This window comes from Streptomyces sp. LHD-70 (genome assembly GCF_031157275.1).
GTDB lineage: Bacteria > Actinomycetota > Actinomycetes > Streptomycetales > Streptomycetaceae > Streptomyces.
This window is the reverse complement of sequence record NZ_JAVIFW010000005.1, coordinates 171,261-185,835: the sequence shown is the minus strand read 5'-3', so window position 1 is coordinate 185,835 and position 14,575 is coordinate 171,261. Positions and strand designations below refer to the sequence as shown.

The following is a 14,575-nucleotide window of genomic DNA, read 5'->3' as shown; positions in this document are numbered from 1 at the left end:
GGGGGCGGGACGCCTACAGCGGCGTCACGTACGCGCCCGCGATGCCGCCGTCGACGAGGAAGTCCGTGGCGTTCACGAACGACGAGTCGTCGCTGGCGAGGAACGCGACCGCCGCGGCGATCTCCTCGGCCTCGGCGAAGCGGCCCACCGGGACGTGCACGAGGCGGCGCGCGGCCCGCTCCGGGTCCTTGGCGAACAGCTCCTGAAGCAGCGGGGTGTTGACCGGCCCGGGGCACAGCGCGTTGACCCGGATGCCTTCGCGGGCGAACTGCACGCCCAGCTCGCGGGACATGGCGAGGACGCCGCCCTTGGACGCGGTGTACGAGATCTGCGAGGTGGCCGCGCCCATCCGCGCCACGAACGACGCGGTGTTGATGATGGAGCCGCGGCGCTGTTCGCGCATGTACGGGATGGCGGCCTTGCAGCACAGGTAGACCGAGGTGAGGTTGACCTCCTGGACGCGCTTCCACGCCTCCAGGCCGGTCTCCAGGATCGAGTCGTCGTCGGGGGGCGAGATGCCGGCGTTGTTGAAGGCGATGTCGACGCTGCCGTACGTCTCGTACGCGGTCCTGAAGAGCGCCTCGACCTGCTCGCCGTCGGTGACGTCGACCTGCACGAAGGTGCCGCCGACCTCCTCGGCGGCCGTCTTGCCCGCGGTCTCGTCGATGTCGGCGCAGACGACGTTCGCGCCCTCGGAGGCGAGGCGGCGGGCGGTGGCGAGGCCGATGCCGCTGCCTGCTCCGGTGATGACGGCGGTGCGGCCGACGAGGCGGCGGCAGATGCTCTGTTCAGTCACTGTGCGGAACCTTCCGTGCTGATGAAGACGTTCTTGGTCTCGGTGAAGGCGGTCAGGGCGTCCGGGCCGAGTTCGCGGCCGAGGCCGGACTGCTTGTAGCCGCCGAACGGGGTCCAATAGCGCACGCTGGCATGCGAGTTGACGGACAGGTTGCCCGCGCGGACAGCCTGCGAGACGCGGATCGCGCGCCCCGAGTCCCGGGTCCAGATCGAGCCGGAGAGGCCGTACTCGGTGGCGTTGGCGAGCCGCACCGCGTCCGCCTCGTCCTCGAACGGAAGGACCACGGCGACCGGCCCGAAGACCTCTTCGGCGGCGACGGGCGCGGCCGGGTCGACGCCGGTGACGAGGGTCGGCGGGAACCAGAAGCCGGGCCCCTCGGGCGCGCTGCCGGTGATCGTGTCCAGGCCGCCGGTGACGTACGAACGCACCCGCTCCAGCTGGACCTTGGAGATCAGCGGGCCCATCTGGGTCTTCTCGTCGCCCGGGTCGCCGACGACGACGGAGTCGATCGCGGGGCCGAGCAGCTCCATGAACCGGTCGTACGCGGAGCGCTGCACGAGGATGCGGGTGCGGGCGCAGCAGTCCTGGCCGGAGTTGTCGAGGAAGGACATCGGGGTGGCGGCGGCTGCCGCCTCGATGTCGGCGTCGGCGAAGACGATGTTGGGGCTCTTGCCGCCGAGTTCGAGGGTCACGCGCTTCACGCGGTCCGCGCACTTGGCCATGATCTGCTTGCCGACCCGGGTGGAGCCGGTGAACACGATCTTGGCGACGCCGGGGTGCTCGACGAGCGCGTTCCCGGTGACGTCCCCGGCGCCCGGCAGGACCTGGAAGAGGTGCTCGGGAAGGCCGGATTCCAGGGCGAGTTCGGCGAGGCGCAGGGCGGTGAGCGGGGTGGTCTCGGCGGGCTTGAGGAGGACGGCGTTGCCGGCCGCGAGCGCGGGTGCGGTGCCCCAGGCGGCGATCGGCATCGGGAAGTTCCAGGGCGCGATGACGCCGACGACGCCGAGGGGTTCGAGGAGGGTGACGTTCAGGCCGCCGGGTACGGGGATCTGGCGGCCGCTGAGGCGTTCCACTCCCCCGGCGGCGTAGTCGAGGAGGTCGCGGACGTTGCCCGCCTCCCAGCGGGCGTTGCCGATGGTGTGCCCGGCCTGCCTGACCTCCAACTGGGCCAGTTCCTCCAGGTGTTCGTCGACCTTCACGGCGAAGCGGCGCAGGGCGCGGGCCCGGTCGGCGGGGGCCAGGGCGGACCATTTCTGCTGGGCCGCGGCGGCCCGTACGACGGCCGTGTCGACCTCTTGCACGGTGGTCGCCGGGACCGTCGCGACCAGCTCTTCGGTGGCCGGGTTCAGTACGTGGTGCTCGTACGACAACAGGGGCCTCACATGCGTTCGAAGGAGCGGCGCAGCTCCCAGTCGGTCACCGCGGCGTCGAACGCGTCGAGTTCGACCCGCGCCATGTTGCGGTAGTGGGCGACGACTTCGTCTCCGAAGGCGGCCTTGGCGATGGGGCTGTTCTCCCAGAGTTCGGCGGCCTCCCTGAGGGTGGTGGGGACGTGCTCGAAGTCCGCGGTGTAGGCGTTGCCGGGGCAGGCCTCGGGGAGTTCGAGCTTCTGCTCTATGCCGTACAGACCCGCGGCGACCAGGCCCGCGACCGCGAGGTGCGGGTTGACGTCACCGCCGGGCAGCCGGTTCTCGAACCGCATCGAGCGGCCGTGGCCGACGACGCGGAGGGCGCAGGTGCGGTTGTCGTACCCCCAGGCCGCGGCCGTCGGCGCGAACGAGCCCGGCTGGAACCGCTTGTACGAGTTGATGTTGGGGGCGTACAGGAGGGAGAAGTCGCGCAGCGCGGCGAGCTGTCCTGCGAGGAAGTGCCGCATGACGGGCGACATGCCTCCTTCGTCGTCTCCCGGCATGACGTTGGTGCCGTCGGCGTCGGCGAGGGAGAGGTGGATGTGGCAGGAGTTGCCCTCGCGCTCGTTGTACTTGGCCATGAAGGTGAGGGAGAGGCCCGCCTGGGCGGCGATCTCCTTCGAGCCGGTCTTGTAGATCGCGTGCTGGTCGCAGGTGACGAGGGCCTCGTCGTAGCGGAAGGCGATCTCGTGCTGACCAGGGTTGCACTCACCCTTGGCGGATTCGACGGTGAGGCCCGCGCCCGCCATCTCGTTGCGGATACGGCGCAGGAGCGGCTCCACGCGGCCGGTGCCGAGGACGGAGTAGTCGACGTTGTACTGGTTGACCGGGGTCAGGCCCTTGTAGTCGGCGTCCCAGGCCTGCTCGTAGCTGTCCTTGAAGACGATGAACTCCAGCTCGGTGCCGACCTGGGCGGTGTAGCCGAGCTCGGCGAGCCGGTCCAGCTGGCGGCGCAGGATCTGCCGGGGTGCGGCCACCACGGGCGAGCCGTCGCTCCAGGCAAGGTCCGCGATCAGCATCGCGGTGCCCTCGTTCCAGGGGACGCGGCGCAGGGTGCCGAGGTCGGGGACCATCGCGAAGTCGCCGTAGCCGGTCTCCCAGCTGGACATCGCGTATCCGTCGACGGTGTTCATCTCGGCGTCGACGGCGAGCAGGTAGTTGCAGCCCTCCGTGCCGTGCTCCAGGACGTCGTCGAGGAAGAAGCGGGCGGCGAACCGCTTGCCCTGAAGGCGCCCCTGCATGTCCGGGAAGGCCAGGACGACGGTGTCGATCTCGCCGCTCGCGACGAGGGCGCGAAGCTCCTCGACGGTGAGCGGCGGTGTGCGGTCTGCCACGGGGGTCTCCTCCTTGGGCGGTCCGGAGGCTTTAAGGTATGCACGAGAACCATTCCTTGGGAAGGGGGAAACGCTCGATGTCCACGACTGAGGGAGCGCAGCGCCTCCCGCGCGTCCTGCGCCCGGTGCGCGCGGGCAACGGCTTCGAGGAGGCGCTGGAGCAGATCCTCCAGGTGGTCCGGCTCGGCCTCGTGCCCGCGGGCGAACGGCTGCCCGCGGAACGGGACTTGGCGGAGCAGCTCGGCATCAGCCGGGTCACGCTGCGCGAGGTGCTCAAGGTGCTGCAGGACCAGGGCCTGGTGGAGAGCCGGCGCGGGCGGTACGGCGGCACGTTCGTGCTGCCCCGCGAGGGCGGCGCGGGCGGCGAGGACGAGTTGCGGCGCCGCCTGAAGGACGTCGACCTGGAGGACGTGCTGCGCTTCCGCGAGGTCCTGGAGACGGGGGCGGCGGAGCTCTGCGCCGGGCAGGGGCTGTCGAAGGAGCAGGAGGACCGGCTGCTCGACGCGCTCTCGGCCACGCAGGACGCGCCGCTCACCGACTACCGGCGCCTGGACACCCTCTTCCACCTCACACTCGCCGAACTGTCCGGTTCGACGACGCTCGCCGGGCAGTACGCGGCGGTCCGGGCCACGGTGAACGACCTGCTCGACTGCATCCCGCTGCTCGTACGCAACCTGGAGCACTCGCAGCAGCAGCACGCGACGCTGGTGGCGGCGGTCCTCGACCACGACCCGGAGGCGGCGCGGCGCGCGATGCGGGAGCACTGCTGCGGGACGGCGGCGCTGTTGCGGGGGTTCTTGGCGTAGGGGTTCCGTGGCCCGCCCCGACCCGTCGACTCGGTCACCGCCGATCGCCCTGCGGGCTCCTCCTCAAACGCCGGAGGGGCTGAAAATTCAGCCCCTCCGGCGTTTGAGGAGGCCCGTCCGGCAGGACATTCGGGAAGGGGCGGGGCGGGGAGAAAAGGCGCCGCAGGTCTTGCGCCGCACCCACCCACCCCGCAAAGGTATGGAACCACTCCATTGGCCAACGCGGGAGCCCCTGCCATGACGCAAGCACGGCCCGAGCGCGAACACACCACCGCACCACCCGGCACGCCGACAGACGACTACCTGGAGCGCCGCGCGCTGCGCCGCGGCAGCGCCGGCTGGCTGCTGCTCACCGGCCTGGGCGTCGCGTACGTCGTCTCCGGTGACTTCTCCGGCTGGAACTTCGGCCTCGCGGAGGGCGGCTTCGGCGGACTGGCCATCGCCACCGTGCTCATGGGCGTGATGTACACGTGCATGGTCTTCTCGCTCGCCGAGCTGTCCTCGATCCTGCCGACGGCGGGCGGCGGCTACGGCTTCGCGCGCCGCGCCCTCGGCCCCTGGGGCGGCTTCCTCACGGGTACGGCGATCCTCATCGAGTACGTCCTCGCCCCGGCCGCCATCTCCATCTTCATCGGCGACTACGTCGAGTCCCTCGGCCTGTTCGGCCTGGAGTCGGGCTGGCCGCTGACCCTCGCCTGCTTCGTGATCTTCATCGGCATCCACCTGTGGGGCGTCGGCGAGGCGCTGCGGTTCAGCTTCGTGGTGACCGGTATCGCGGTGGCGGCGCTGCTCGTCTTCGCGGTGGGCGCGTTCACGGAGTTCGACGCGTCCGGCCTGAACGACATCAAGGTGGACCCGGAGGCGTTCGGCGCCAACTCCTGGCTGCCGTACGGGATTCTGGGCATCTGGGCGGCGTTCCCGTTCGGGATGTGGTTCTTCCTCGGCGTCGAGGGCGTGCCGCTGGCCGCCGAGGAGACCCGGGACCCGGCGCGCACACTGCCGAAGGCGATCCGCTGGTCGATGCTGATCCTGGTCTGCCTCGCCCTGCTGACGTTCTTCGCCTCGGCGGGCGCCCGCGGCTCCGCCGCGATCCAGTCGGCGGGCAACCCGCTGGTGGAGGCGCTGCAGCCGGACGGCGAGCCGACCACGCTCAGCCGGATCGTCAACTACGCGGGCCTCGCCGGTCTGGTCGCGTCGTTCTTCTCGCTCATCTACGCCGGTTCGCGGCAGCTCTTCGCGCTCTCCCGGGCCGGCTACCTGCCCAAGTTTCTCTCCCTGACCAGCCGCCGCAAGGCCCCCTACCTGGGCCTTCTGGTGCCAGGCGCGATCGGCTTCGCCCTCGCGGCGGCCAGCGGCAACGGCGCGCGCATGCTGAACGTCGCGGTCTTCGGCGCCACCATCTCGTACGCCCTGATGTCGCTCTCGCACATCGTCCTTCGCCGCCGCGAGCCGCACCTCGACCGCCCCTACCGCACCCCCGGCGGCATCCTGACCTCGTCGGTCGCGCTGGTCCTCGCCTGCGCGGCGCTGGTGGCGACGTTCCTGGTCGATGTGACGGCGGCGCTCATCGCGCTCGGGGTGTACGTGGTGGCGATCGCGTACTTCGGCTTCTACAGCCGCAGGCACCTGGTCGCGCGGGCGCCGGAGGAGGAGTTCGCGGCGCTGGCCGCGGCCGAGGCAGAGTTGGAACGGAACTAGTCGCGCGGGACGAGGGAGTGTGAGCGGTGGCTGTCAGGCCGTTGATCGGAGTCAGCACCTATCTGGAGGCGAGCGCGCGCTGGGGCGTGTGGGAGCTGGAGACGGCGCTGCTGCCGGCGGGCTATCCGCGCCTGGTGCAGTCGGCGGGCGGTGTCGCCGCGATGCTGCCGCCGGACGACCCGGCGTACGCGGCGGCCGCCGTCGCCCGCGTCGACGGTCTGGTGATCGCGGGCGGCCAGGACGTCGAGCCGGTGCGGTACGGCGCCGAGCCCGAGCAGCGCACCGGCCCGCCGAACCGGGCCCGGGACACCTGGGAACTCGCCCTGATCGACGCCGCGTTGGCCTCCGGCACCCCGCTGCTCGGCATCTGCCGCGGCATGCAGCTCCTGAACGTCGCCCTCGGCGGCACCCTCGTCCAGCACCTGGAGGGGCACGCCGTCGAGCAGGGCGTCTTCGGCAGCCACCCGGTCAAGCCGGTGCCGGGCACGCGCTACGCCTCGATCGTGCCGGACGAGGACGACGTACCGACGTACCACCACCAGGCCGTCGACCGCCTCGGCCGGAACCTCGTGGCCTCGGCGCACGCCGCCGACGGCACGGTGGAAGCGGTCGAACTGCCGGGACTCGCCTGGGTGTTGGGGGTGCAGTGGCATCCGGAGATGGGGGTGGACGTGCGGGTGATGCGGGCGCTGGTGGAGGCTTCGGGCCCGCCTGGGGTCCACTGAGGTCTCACTGAAGTCTTACTGAGGTCTCACTGAGACCGTCGCGTCAGCGACAGCAGGTCCCGTCCAGGGCCCGTGGGCCGCTGCCCCGAGCGCCAGACCGCGCGCAGGGCGCGCCGCAGGTCGACGCCCTCGACCGGGATCTGGATGAGCCGGTGCGCGGCCAGCTCCTCGGCCACGGCGAGTTCGCTGAGCACCGCGGGGCCCGCGCCGCTGGCGACGGCGGCCTTGAGCGCCGTGGTCGAGGTGAGTTCGAGGAGGGGCGCGGCGAGGCCGCCGTGCTCGGCGAGTGCCGCGTCCAGGACCTCCCGGGTGCCGGAGCCCTCCTCGCGCAGGATCAGCCCGGTGGCGGCGAGTTCGGCCGGGGCCAGCGGTGCGCGCCGCCTGGCCCACGGGTGGTCGGGCCCGACGACCACGACGAGCCGGTCCCGGGCGACGACCGCGCCGCGCAGGCCGCGCGGCGCGGTGAGCCCCTCGACGAAGCCGAGGTCGGCCTCGTCGGCGAGGAGCCGCTCCACGACGGCCGCGGAGTTCCCGGAGAGCAAGGACACCGCGGTGTCCGGCCGCTCCCGGCGCAGCGCGATCAGCCAGCCGGGCATCAGATACTCGGCGACGGTCATGCTCGCCGCGACCCGCAGCCGGGAGTCGCGGCGTGACCGCAGCGCCTGCGCGCCCGCGTCGAACGCCTCGGCGGCCTCGACGACGCGGCGCGCCCAGTCCGTGACGAGCACGCCCGCGTCGGTGAGCCGCGAGCCGCGCGGCGAACGCTCCACCAGGCCGACGCCCAACTGCCGTTCCATGGCCCGGATCCGGTTGCTCGCGGCGGGCTGGCTGATGCCCAGCTCCGCGGCCGCGCGGCCCAGGCTGCCGAGCCGGGCGACGGCGAGAAGCAGTTGCAGCGCGCCGAGTTCGGGCACCCGGTGGGCGAGATGCGCGTCCCCCGCCGAACCCCCGGCCCCGTTGCCCCAGCCGTTGCCCCAGCCGTTCGCCGAGCCCGTCACGCCCGCCGCCGTCCCCTCGTCCCGCCTGTTGCTCATAACTCCAGCTTATGCCCTCATAGCAACATCCCCCCTGGTGAGGGCGGGACGGCGGCGGGACGCTGAGGCCATGGCAAGCTACGCGCACCCGCAGCACCTTCCCGCCCCCGCACTCGCGGCGGACCGCAGGACCACCTCCCCGCTGCGATACCTCGGCCCCAACTGGTACGCGGCCGTCATGGGCACCGCGATCGTCGCCTCGGCCGGGGTCGCGCTGCCCTCCCCGGTGCCGCACGCCGCCGCCGTCGCCGTGTGGGCGCTGTCCGCGCTGCTGCTCGCGGTGCTGCTCGTGGCCCGCGCCGGGCACTGGCTGCGCCACCGGGACCAGGCCAGGGCGCATCTGCTGGACCCGGCGGTGGCGCCGTTCTACGGCTGCCTGTCGATGGCGCTGCTCGCGGTCGGCGGCGGCACGCTCACGCTCGGCGGGGGCGTCATCGGGGAGCGCACGGCGGTCGCCGTCGACGTGGTGCTGTTCACGGCCGGTACGGCGATCGGCCTGGTCGCGGCCGCCGCGATCCCGTATCTGATGGTGACCCGGCACAAGGTCGACCCGGGCACCGCGTCGCCGGTGTGGCTGCTGCCCGTGGTGGCGCCGATGGTGTCGGCCTCGCAGGGTCCGCTGCTGCTCCCGCATCTCCCGGCCGGCCAGTGGCAGGAGGCCATGCTGCTCGGCAGCTACGCGATGTTCGGCCTGAGCCTGCTCGCCACGCTCCTCATGCTGCCGCTGATCTTCGGCCGGCTCGTGGTGCACGGCCCGCTGCCGCTCGCCCTGACGCCCACCCTGTTCCTGGTCCTCGGCCCGCTCGGCCAGTCCACGACCGCCGTCAACTCCCTGGCCGACGTGGCCCCGACCGCCATCGGCGGCTCGTACGCGGGCGCCTTCGAGTCCTTCGCGGTGGTGTACGGCGTGCCGGTGCTCGGGTTCGCGCTGCTGTGGCTGGCGATCGCGCTCGCGATGGTGGTCCGCGCCGCCCGTGCCGGACTGCGCTTCAGCATGACGTGGTGGGGCTTCACGTTCCCGGTCGGCACCTGCGTCACGGGCGCCGCGGGCCTGGCCCGGCACACCGGCCTCGCCGCGTACGACTGGCTCGCGACCGCGCTGTACGTCTTCCTGGTCGCCGCCTGGCTGATCGCCGCGACCGCCACGTTCCGGGGGCTGCTCGCAGGCCGGCTGCTTGCCGCGCCCGCGCGTGCGTGAGCGCATACGAGCCCGTACGCGAGCCCGTACGGCCTCCTCAGCGGGCCGTGAGCGCCGCCCGCAGCTGAGCGCCGAGGACGGCTGGCGCACGCACCAACGACGGCCCGTACCAGGTGAGTTGGCGCCCGTCGACCAGCGCGGCGGGCAGCTCCGGGAAGGCCTCGGGCCCGTCCTCGGCCGTGAAGCGGTACGGCTCGTCCGGCAGGACCACCAGGTCCGCCCCGGACTCCCGCAGCGCGTCGAGCGGGACCCGGGGATAGCGCTCGGCGTGCTCGGCGTACACGTTCGCGACCCCGAGCCGGGCCAGGAGATTGCCGGCGAAGGTGCCGCGGCCGAGGACCATCCACGGGCGGCGCCAGATCGGGACGAGGGCGCGGGCGCCGAGCGGTCCGGGCGGTGACCGCCACGCGTCGGCGGCCTCGTCGAGCCAGCCCGGCCGGGCGAGCCCGCACCCCCGCACCAGGACCCGGTCCAGCTCCCGCAGCGCCGACGGCAGGTCGCGGATCTCCGTGACGAGGACGTCGAGCCCGGCGGCGCGCAGCGCGGCGAGGTCCGGAGCGCGGTTCTCCTCCTCGTTGGCGATCACCAGGTCGGGGGCGAGGCGGACGATGCCGGGGACGTCGGGGTTCTTCGTACCGCCGATGCGTACGACGCCCGCCGCGTCCAGGTCCGCCGGGTGACTGCACCAGTCCGTGGCGCCGACGAGCAGGCCGGGCGCGCTGTGGGCCACCGCCTCGGTGAGCGAGGGCACGAGCGAGACGACCCGCCGCGGACTCACTCCGGCTCGGCCTTGATGTGCTCACCCACGGCGACGACCAGGACACGCGTCTCGGGCACCGCGGCCCGCCACCGGTGCCGCACACCGCCGGACAGGAACATCGAGTCACCGCGCGCGAGCCGGTACGCCCGGCCCTCCGCCTCGACCTCTACGGCGCCCTCGGCGACATACATCAGCTCGTCGTTGCGGTGCTGGAACTCGCGGCCCGAGTCGTGGTCGCCGACGAACTCCAGGGCGTGCAGCTGGTGTTGGCCGTGCACGAGGCGGCGCGTGCTCGGCACCGGCTGCTCGGCCTCGGCGCGGACCACCTCGACGGTGCGCTCCGCGTCGGCGGCCGAGAGCAGCTCGACGGCGGTGGTGCCGAGGGCGTCCGCCACGCGCTCGAGGGACGTACGACTGGGGCGGGCCCGCTCGTTCTCGATCTGACTGAGGAAGGGCACCGACAGGCCGCTGCGCCCCGACACGGCGGCGAGCGTCAGGCTCAGTGCGCGGCGGCGGCGCCGGATGGCCACGCCGACCCGCGCGGATTCCTTGTCGTCCATGGTCCGGCCCCCCTCTGTCGCTTCGGTCCGATCGTGTGCTCAGCACCCTACGCAAGCAGCCCGGCCCGCGCCCTGCCAACGGTCCTGCTGCTCCGGGCACCCGTCGCAAACCGGCCGGGCTCGGACCGTACCGGCCGGAGGCGCGGCCCGTACACCGTCTGGTTCACCCTTCCAGTGTGCGCCAGAAGATCAGCCCGCGGACCCCTTCGCTGCGCACGGCCCCGGAACGCCCCGAGGGGTGGGCCTCGCCGCAGGCCGTACGGCCTGGGGAGACCCACCCCTCGGAGGTGGTGCGCGGAACGCGGGTTACTCGATCGGTGCCATCCGGTCGACCATGCCCGGGTGGTCCTTCATCCACGCGGCGACGGCTTCTTCCTCCTCGCCCTTGCCGCGCTTCTTGATCACGTTCTCCAGGCTCGCGAGCTCTTCCTCGCTCATCTTGAAGTTCTTCAGCCACTTGGAGAGCTGCGGGTACTGCTTCGGGAAGTTCTTGTTGGCGATGTTGTAGAGCTTGTCGCCCTCGCCGAACAGGCCCTTGCCGTCCTTGAGCTTGGTCAGCTCGTACTCGCTGTACGCCCAGTGCGGCGTCCACAGCAGGACGGCGACCGGCTCCTTCTTGGCGTACGACCGCTTGAGCTCGGCCAGCATCGCCGGGGTGGAGCCCTCGACGAGCTCGTACTCCTTGTCGAGGCCGTAGCCCGGAAGGATCTTGTCCTTCATCTTGGTCATGATCCCGGCACCCGGCTCGATGCCGATGATCTTGCCGTTGAACTCACCGGAGCGGCCCTTGAGGTCCTCGATGGACTTCACGCCCTTGACGTACGAGGGGACCGCGATCTCCAGGGAGGTCGGGCTGTACCACGAGCCGAGCTTGGTCAGGTCGTTCTTGTGCTTGTCCCAGTACTGCTTCTGCGTGGTCGGCAGCCAGGCGTCGAAGTTGACGTCCAGAGAGCCCTGGGACAGTCCGGCGAAGACCGGGCCGACGTCGGACTGCTTCAGGTTCAGCGTGTAGCCGCGCTTCTCCAGGACGTTCTTCCAGAGGTACGTGACGGCGACGTCCTCGTCCCACGGGAACCAGGCCACGTTGACCGGGCGTGCGGCCTCGCCCTTGCCGCCCTCGGTGGGCGCCTTCTTCTGGACGGGGGCGAGCTTGTCGACCAGACCCGGGTTCTTCTTCAGCCAGGCGCGGACGGCGTCCTGCTGCTTGCCCTTGCCGGTCTTGTTGATCTCCGACTCGAGGCTGGTGAGCTGCTTCTCGGTGAGCTTGAAGTCCTTCATCCACTTGGCGAGTTCGGGGTTCTCCTTCGAGAAGCCCTTGCGCGCCACGGTGTGCACCTGGTCGCCCTCGCCCCAGGCACCCTTCGGGTCCTTGAGCTTCTTCAGGTCGAAGTCGCTGTACGCCCAGTGCGGCGACCACAGCGTGGTGACGATGGGCTCCTTCTTGGCGTACGCGCGCTTCAGCTCGGCCAGCATCGCGGGCGTCGAGCCGTCGACGACCTCGAACTCGGCTTCAAGGCCGTACTCCTTGAGCACCTTGTCCTTGAGGAGCTTCATCATGCCGGCGCTGGGCTCGATGCCGATGATCTTGCCCTTGAACTTCTTGCCCTGGCCCTTGAGGTCCGCGAGCGAATCGATGCCCTTCATGTACGAGGGCACGGTGAGCTCCAGGGAGGTCGGGCCGTACCAGTCGCCCATGTCCTCCAGCTTGGAGCCGTACTTCTTCCAGTACTCCGCGTGCGTGGTGGGCAGCCAGGCGTCGGTCTGGAAGTCCAGCTGGCCCTGCGCGAGCGAGGTGTAGAGCGGCCCGGCCTCGAGCTGCTTGACCTCGGGCTTGAAGCCGCGCTGCTCCAGGATCTCCTTCCAGAGGAAGGTGGAGGCGACGCCCTCGTCCCACGGGATGTAGCCCATGGAGATCTTCTTGCCCTGGCCGACGTTGGTGCCGTCGCCGGCCGCCTCGGTGTCGGCCTTGCCCATGAAGTTCAGGCCGCCCGCCACGAGGGCGAGGATCACAACGCCGACGACCGCGAACGCGGGGCGCGGGCGGTAGCTCCAGATCTTCAGGCCCTGCGCGGCGCGCGCCTTGGCGGCGGCGCGACGGCCGAGCGGGGAGACCTGGCTGCCGAGCGAACCGGTCATGCGGTCGAGGTAGATGGCGAGGATGACGATGGAGAAACCGGCCTCGGCGCCGAGACCGACGTCGAGCTGGCCGATGGACTGGTTGACGTCACCGCCGAGACCGCCGGTGCCGACCATGCCCGCGATCGCGGCCATGGACAGGCCCAGCATGATGACCTGGTTGACGCCCGCCATGATCGTCGGCAGGGCCAGCGGGAGCTGGACGCGGAGCAGCGTGTTGCGCGGCGTGGTGCCGAACGCCTCGGCCGCCTCGACCAGTTCCTTGTCGACCTGGCGGATGCCCAGCTCCGTCATGCGGACGCCGGGGGCCAGGGCGAAGATCAGGGTCGCGATGATGCCCGCGGAGGCGCCCATGCCGAAGAACAGGATGGCCGGGATCAGGTAGATCATCGCGGGCAGCGTCTGCATGAAGTCCAGGACGGGCCGGACGATGCCGCTGACGGTGCTGGAGCGCGCCGCCCAGATGCCGAGCGGCACCGAGAGGATGAGCGCGACGATCGTGGCGACGAGCACCAGGGACAACGTGATCATCGCGTTGTCCCAGAGTTCCATCGAGATGATCAGCCCGAAGCCCGCGAGCGTGAGCACACCGGCGAGCAGCCCGCGCAGCCAGAACGCGACCACGGCGAAGATGCCGACGAGCAGCAGCGGCTCGGGGGCGGACAGGACGGCCATGATGCCGTCGTAGAGGCCCGTGACGACCGCCTTGACGGCGTCGAACAGCCAGTTCATGTGGTCGAGGAGCCAGGTGACTCCGCTGTTGACCCAGTCTCCGAGGGGGACCCTAGGCATGCGCGGACACCTCCTCGGCCTCGTCGGCCTCGCCTTCGTCGGGCTTCACGTCCTCGACGGGCTCGGCGTCATCGGCCTTGTCGGCCTTGTCGGCCTGCTTGGTCAGCGTCGGCGCCTCGTTCCGCTGCTGCGGTACGGCGGCCTCGGCCGAGCTCTCCTCGCCGAGCGCGGCGAGCAGGCGCGTACGCGAGACCTGGCCGACGAGCTCGCCCGCGGCGTCGGCCACGGCGACGGGGGCGTCGGTGGTGGCGCACAGCGCGAACAGCTCGACCAGCGGGGTGTCCTCGGTGACCGTCGCGGGCGCGGCGGCGCGCACGGCGTCGACTGCACCGTCGACCGGCTCCATGACGGCACCGGCGGTGAGCACGCGCGAGCGGTCCACGTCCTGGATGAAGGACGCGACGTAGTCGTTGGCGGGCCGCACGAGGATGTCCTCGGAAGAGCCGATCTGCACGATCCGGCCGTCCCGCATGACCGCGATCTGGTCGCCCAGACGCATGGCCTCGTTGAGGTCGTGGGTGATGAAGACGATGGTCTTCTTCAGGGTCTTCTGCAGCTCCAGGAGCTGGTCCTGCATATCGCGCCGGATCAGCGGGTCGAGCGCGCTGAACGACTCGTCCATGAGCAGCAGATCGGCGTCCGTGGCGAGCGCGCGGGCCAGGCCGACGCGCTGCTGCATACCGCCGGACAGCTCGTCGGGCCAGGACTTCTCCCAGCCCTCCAGGCCGCAGAGGCGCAGCGCCTCGGTGGCGCGCTTCTCGCGCTCGCTCCGGCTCACGCCCTGCACCTCGAGGCCGTAACCGGCGTTCTCCAGGACGCTGCGGTGCGGGAAGAGGGCGAAGTGCTGGAAGACCATGCTGATCTTCGTCGAGCGCACCTCGCGCAGCTTGCGCGGAGTGAGGTGCGTGATGTCCTCACCGTCGAAGAGCACCCGGCCCGCGGTCGGCTCGAGCAGTCCGTTGAGCATGCGCAGCAACGTGGACTTGCCGGATCCGGACAGACCCATGACGACGAATATCTGGCCCGGCTCAACGGTGAACGAGGAGTCGATCACCGCCGCGGTGGTGCCTTCGGAGCGGAGCTCGTCGCGGTCGGCGCCGCTCTCGAGCCTGCGGACCGCGTCGTCGGGTCGTCTGCCGAACACCTTGTAGAGGTGCTCGGCCTGCAGCCTGGACATAAAGCCTCTCGGTTCGTACGTGAGACGGCCCGCCTCCCCCGCCGGCGGGCCGTGGAGCGGCGCGGAATCCTCCCGCTCACCGTTTCAAACGGACTAGTTGAATCCGTCAATCGGTTCGCTCCGGCTGCCCGCCTGCCCTGGCCAAGTGGC

General features: G+C 71.3%; 12 protein-coding genes. 4 read left to right on the top strand and 8 right to left on the bottom strand.

What is annotated here, in order from left to right:
- Positions 1–13: 13 nt before the first annotated feature.
- From RCO28_RS11510 to RCO28_RS11500, 3 genes are read right to left on the bottom strand one after another with little or no spacing between them, the layout of a single operon-like run.
- Entirely contained in the window at positions 14–796 is a 783-nt protein-coding gene (locus RCO28_RS11510; protein WP_308940947.1) for a 3-oxoacyl-ACP reductase, read from the bottom strand.
- A complete protein-coding gene (locus tag RCO28_RS11505; protein ID WP_308940946.1) occupies positions 793–2,166 on the bottom strand; it encodes an aldehyde dehydrogenase family protein in 1,374 nt (457 codons plus the stop codon). The genes RCO28_RS11510 and RCO28_RS11505 overlap by 4 nt, the downstream gene beginning before the upstream one ends.
- Positions 2,167–2,174: 8 nt before the next feature.
- Positions 2,175–3,539: a glutamine synthetase family protein gene (locus RCO28_RS11500; protein ID WP_308940945.1), complete on the bottom strand. Its 1,365-nt coding sequence runs from the start codon at positions 3,537–3,539 to the stop codon at positions 2,175–2,177.
- Between the two features lie 77 nt (positions 3,540–3,616).
- On the opposite strand from RCO28_RS11500, the gene RCO28_RS11495 reads away from it, so the two are divergent.
- From RCO28_RS11495 to RCO28_RS11485, 3 genes are all read left to right on the top strand, one after another.
- Complete coding sequence (locus RCO28_RS11495; RefSeq protein WP_308940944.1) at positions 3,617–4,345, top strand: FCD domain-containing protein; 729 nt, start codon at positions 3,617–3,619, stop codon at positions 4,343–4,345.
- A gap of 237 nt (positions 4,346–4,582) precedes the next feature.
- The gene (gene eat, locus RCO28_RS11490; protein ID WP_308940943.1) at positions 4,583–6,043 is read left to right on the top strand and encodes an ethanolamine permease; all 1,461 of its coding nucleotides are present in this window, start codon (positions 4,583–4,585) and stop codon (positions 6,041–6,043) included.
- A gap of 26 nt (positions 6,044–6,069) precedes the next feature.
- Positions 6,070–6,768, top strand: coding sequence for a gamma-glutamyl-gamma-aminobutyrate hydrolase family protein (locus RCO28_RS11485; RefSeq protein ID WP_308940942.1), 699 nt, complete (start codon positions 6,070–6,072; stop codon positions 6,766–6,768).
- A gap of 26 nt (positions 6,769–6,794) precedes the next feature.
- Here RCO28_RS11485 and RCO28_RS11480 read toward each other — a convergent pair whose 3' ends face one another.
- A complete protein-coding gene (locus RCO28_RS11480; protein ID WP_308940941.1) occupies positions 6,795–7,802 on the bottom strand; it encodes a LysR family transcriptional regulator in 1,008 nt (335 codons plus the stop codon).
- 70 nt (positions 7,803–7,872) lie between these two features.
- Here RCO28_RS11480 and RCO28_RS11475 point away from each other — a divergent pair, with 70 nt between their 5' ends.
- Positions 7,873–9,000 carry a TDT family transporter gene (locus RCO28_RS11475; RefSeq protein WP_308940940.1) on the top strand — a complete coding sequence of 376 codons (1,128 nt, stop codon included), beginning with the start codon at positions 7,873–7,875 and terminating at the stop codon, positions 8,998–9,000.
- A 37-nt stretch (positions 9,001–9,037) separates the two neighbouring features.
- Here RCO28_RS11475 and RCO28_RS11470 read toward each other — a convergent pair whose 3' ends face one another.
- The 4 genes from RCO28_RS11470 to RCO28_RS11455 form a co-directional block, all read right to left on the bottom strand.
- Positions 9,038–9,778, bottom strand: a complete 741-nt coding sequence (locus tag RCO28_RS11470) for a helical backbone metal receptor (RefSeq protein ID WP_308940939.1) — start codon at positions 9,776–9,778, stop codon at positions 9,038–9,040.
- Positions 9,775–10,320, bottom strand: coding sequence for a cupin domain-containing protein (locus RCO28_RS11465; RefSeq protein ID WP_308940938.1), 546 nt, complete (start codon positions 10,318–10,320; stop codon positions 9,775–9,777). The genes RCO28_RS11470 and RCO28_RS11465 overlap by 4 nt, the downstream gene beginning before the upstream one ends.
- A gap of 306 nt (positions 10,321–10,626) precedes the next feature.
- Positions 10,627–13,248, bottom strand: a complete 2,622-nt coding sequence (locus tag RCO28_RS11460) for an ABC transporter permease/substrate binding protein (RefSeq protein WP_308940937.1) — start codon at positions 13,246–13,248, stop codon at positions 10,627–10,629.
- A complete protein-coding gene (locus RCO28_RS11455) occupies positions 13,241–14,425 on the bottom strand; it encodes a glycine betaine/L-proline ABC transporter ATP-binding protein (RefSeq protein WP_308940936.1) in 1,185 nt (394 codons plus the stop codon). Before RCO28_RS11455 ends, RCO28_RS11460 begins: the two co-directional genes overlap by 8 nt.
- Positions 14,426–14,575 lie beyond the last annotated feature (150 nt).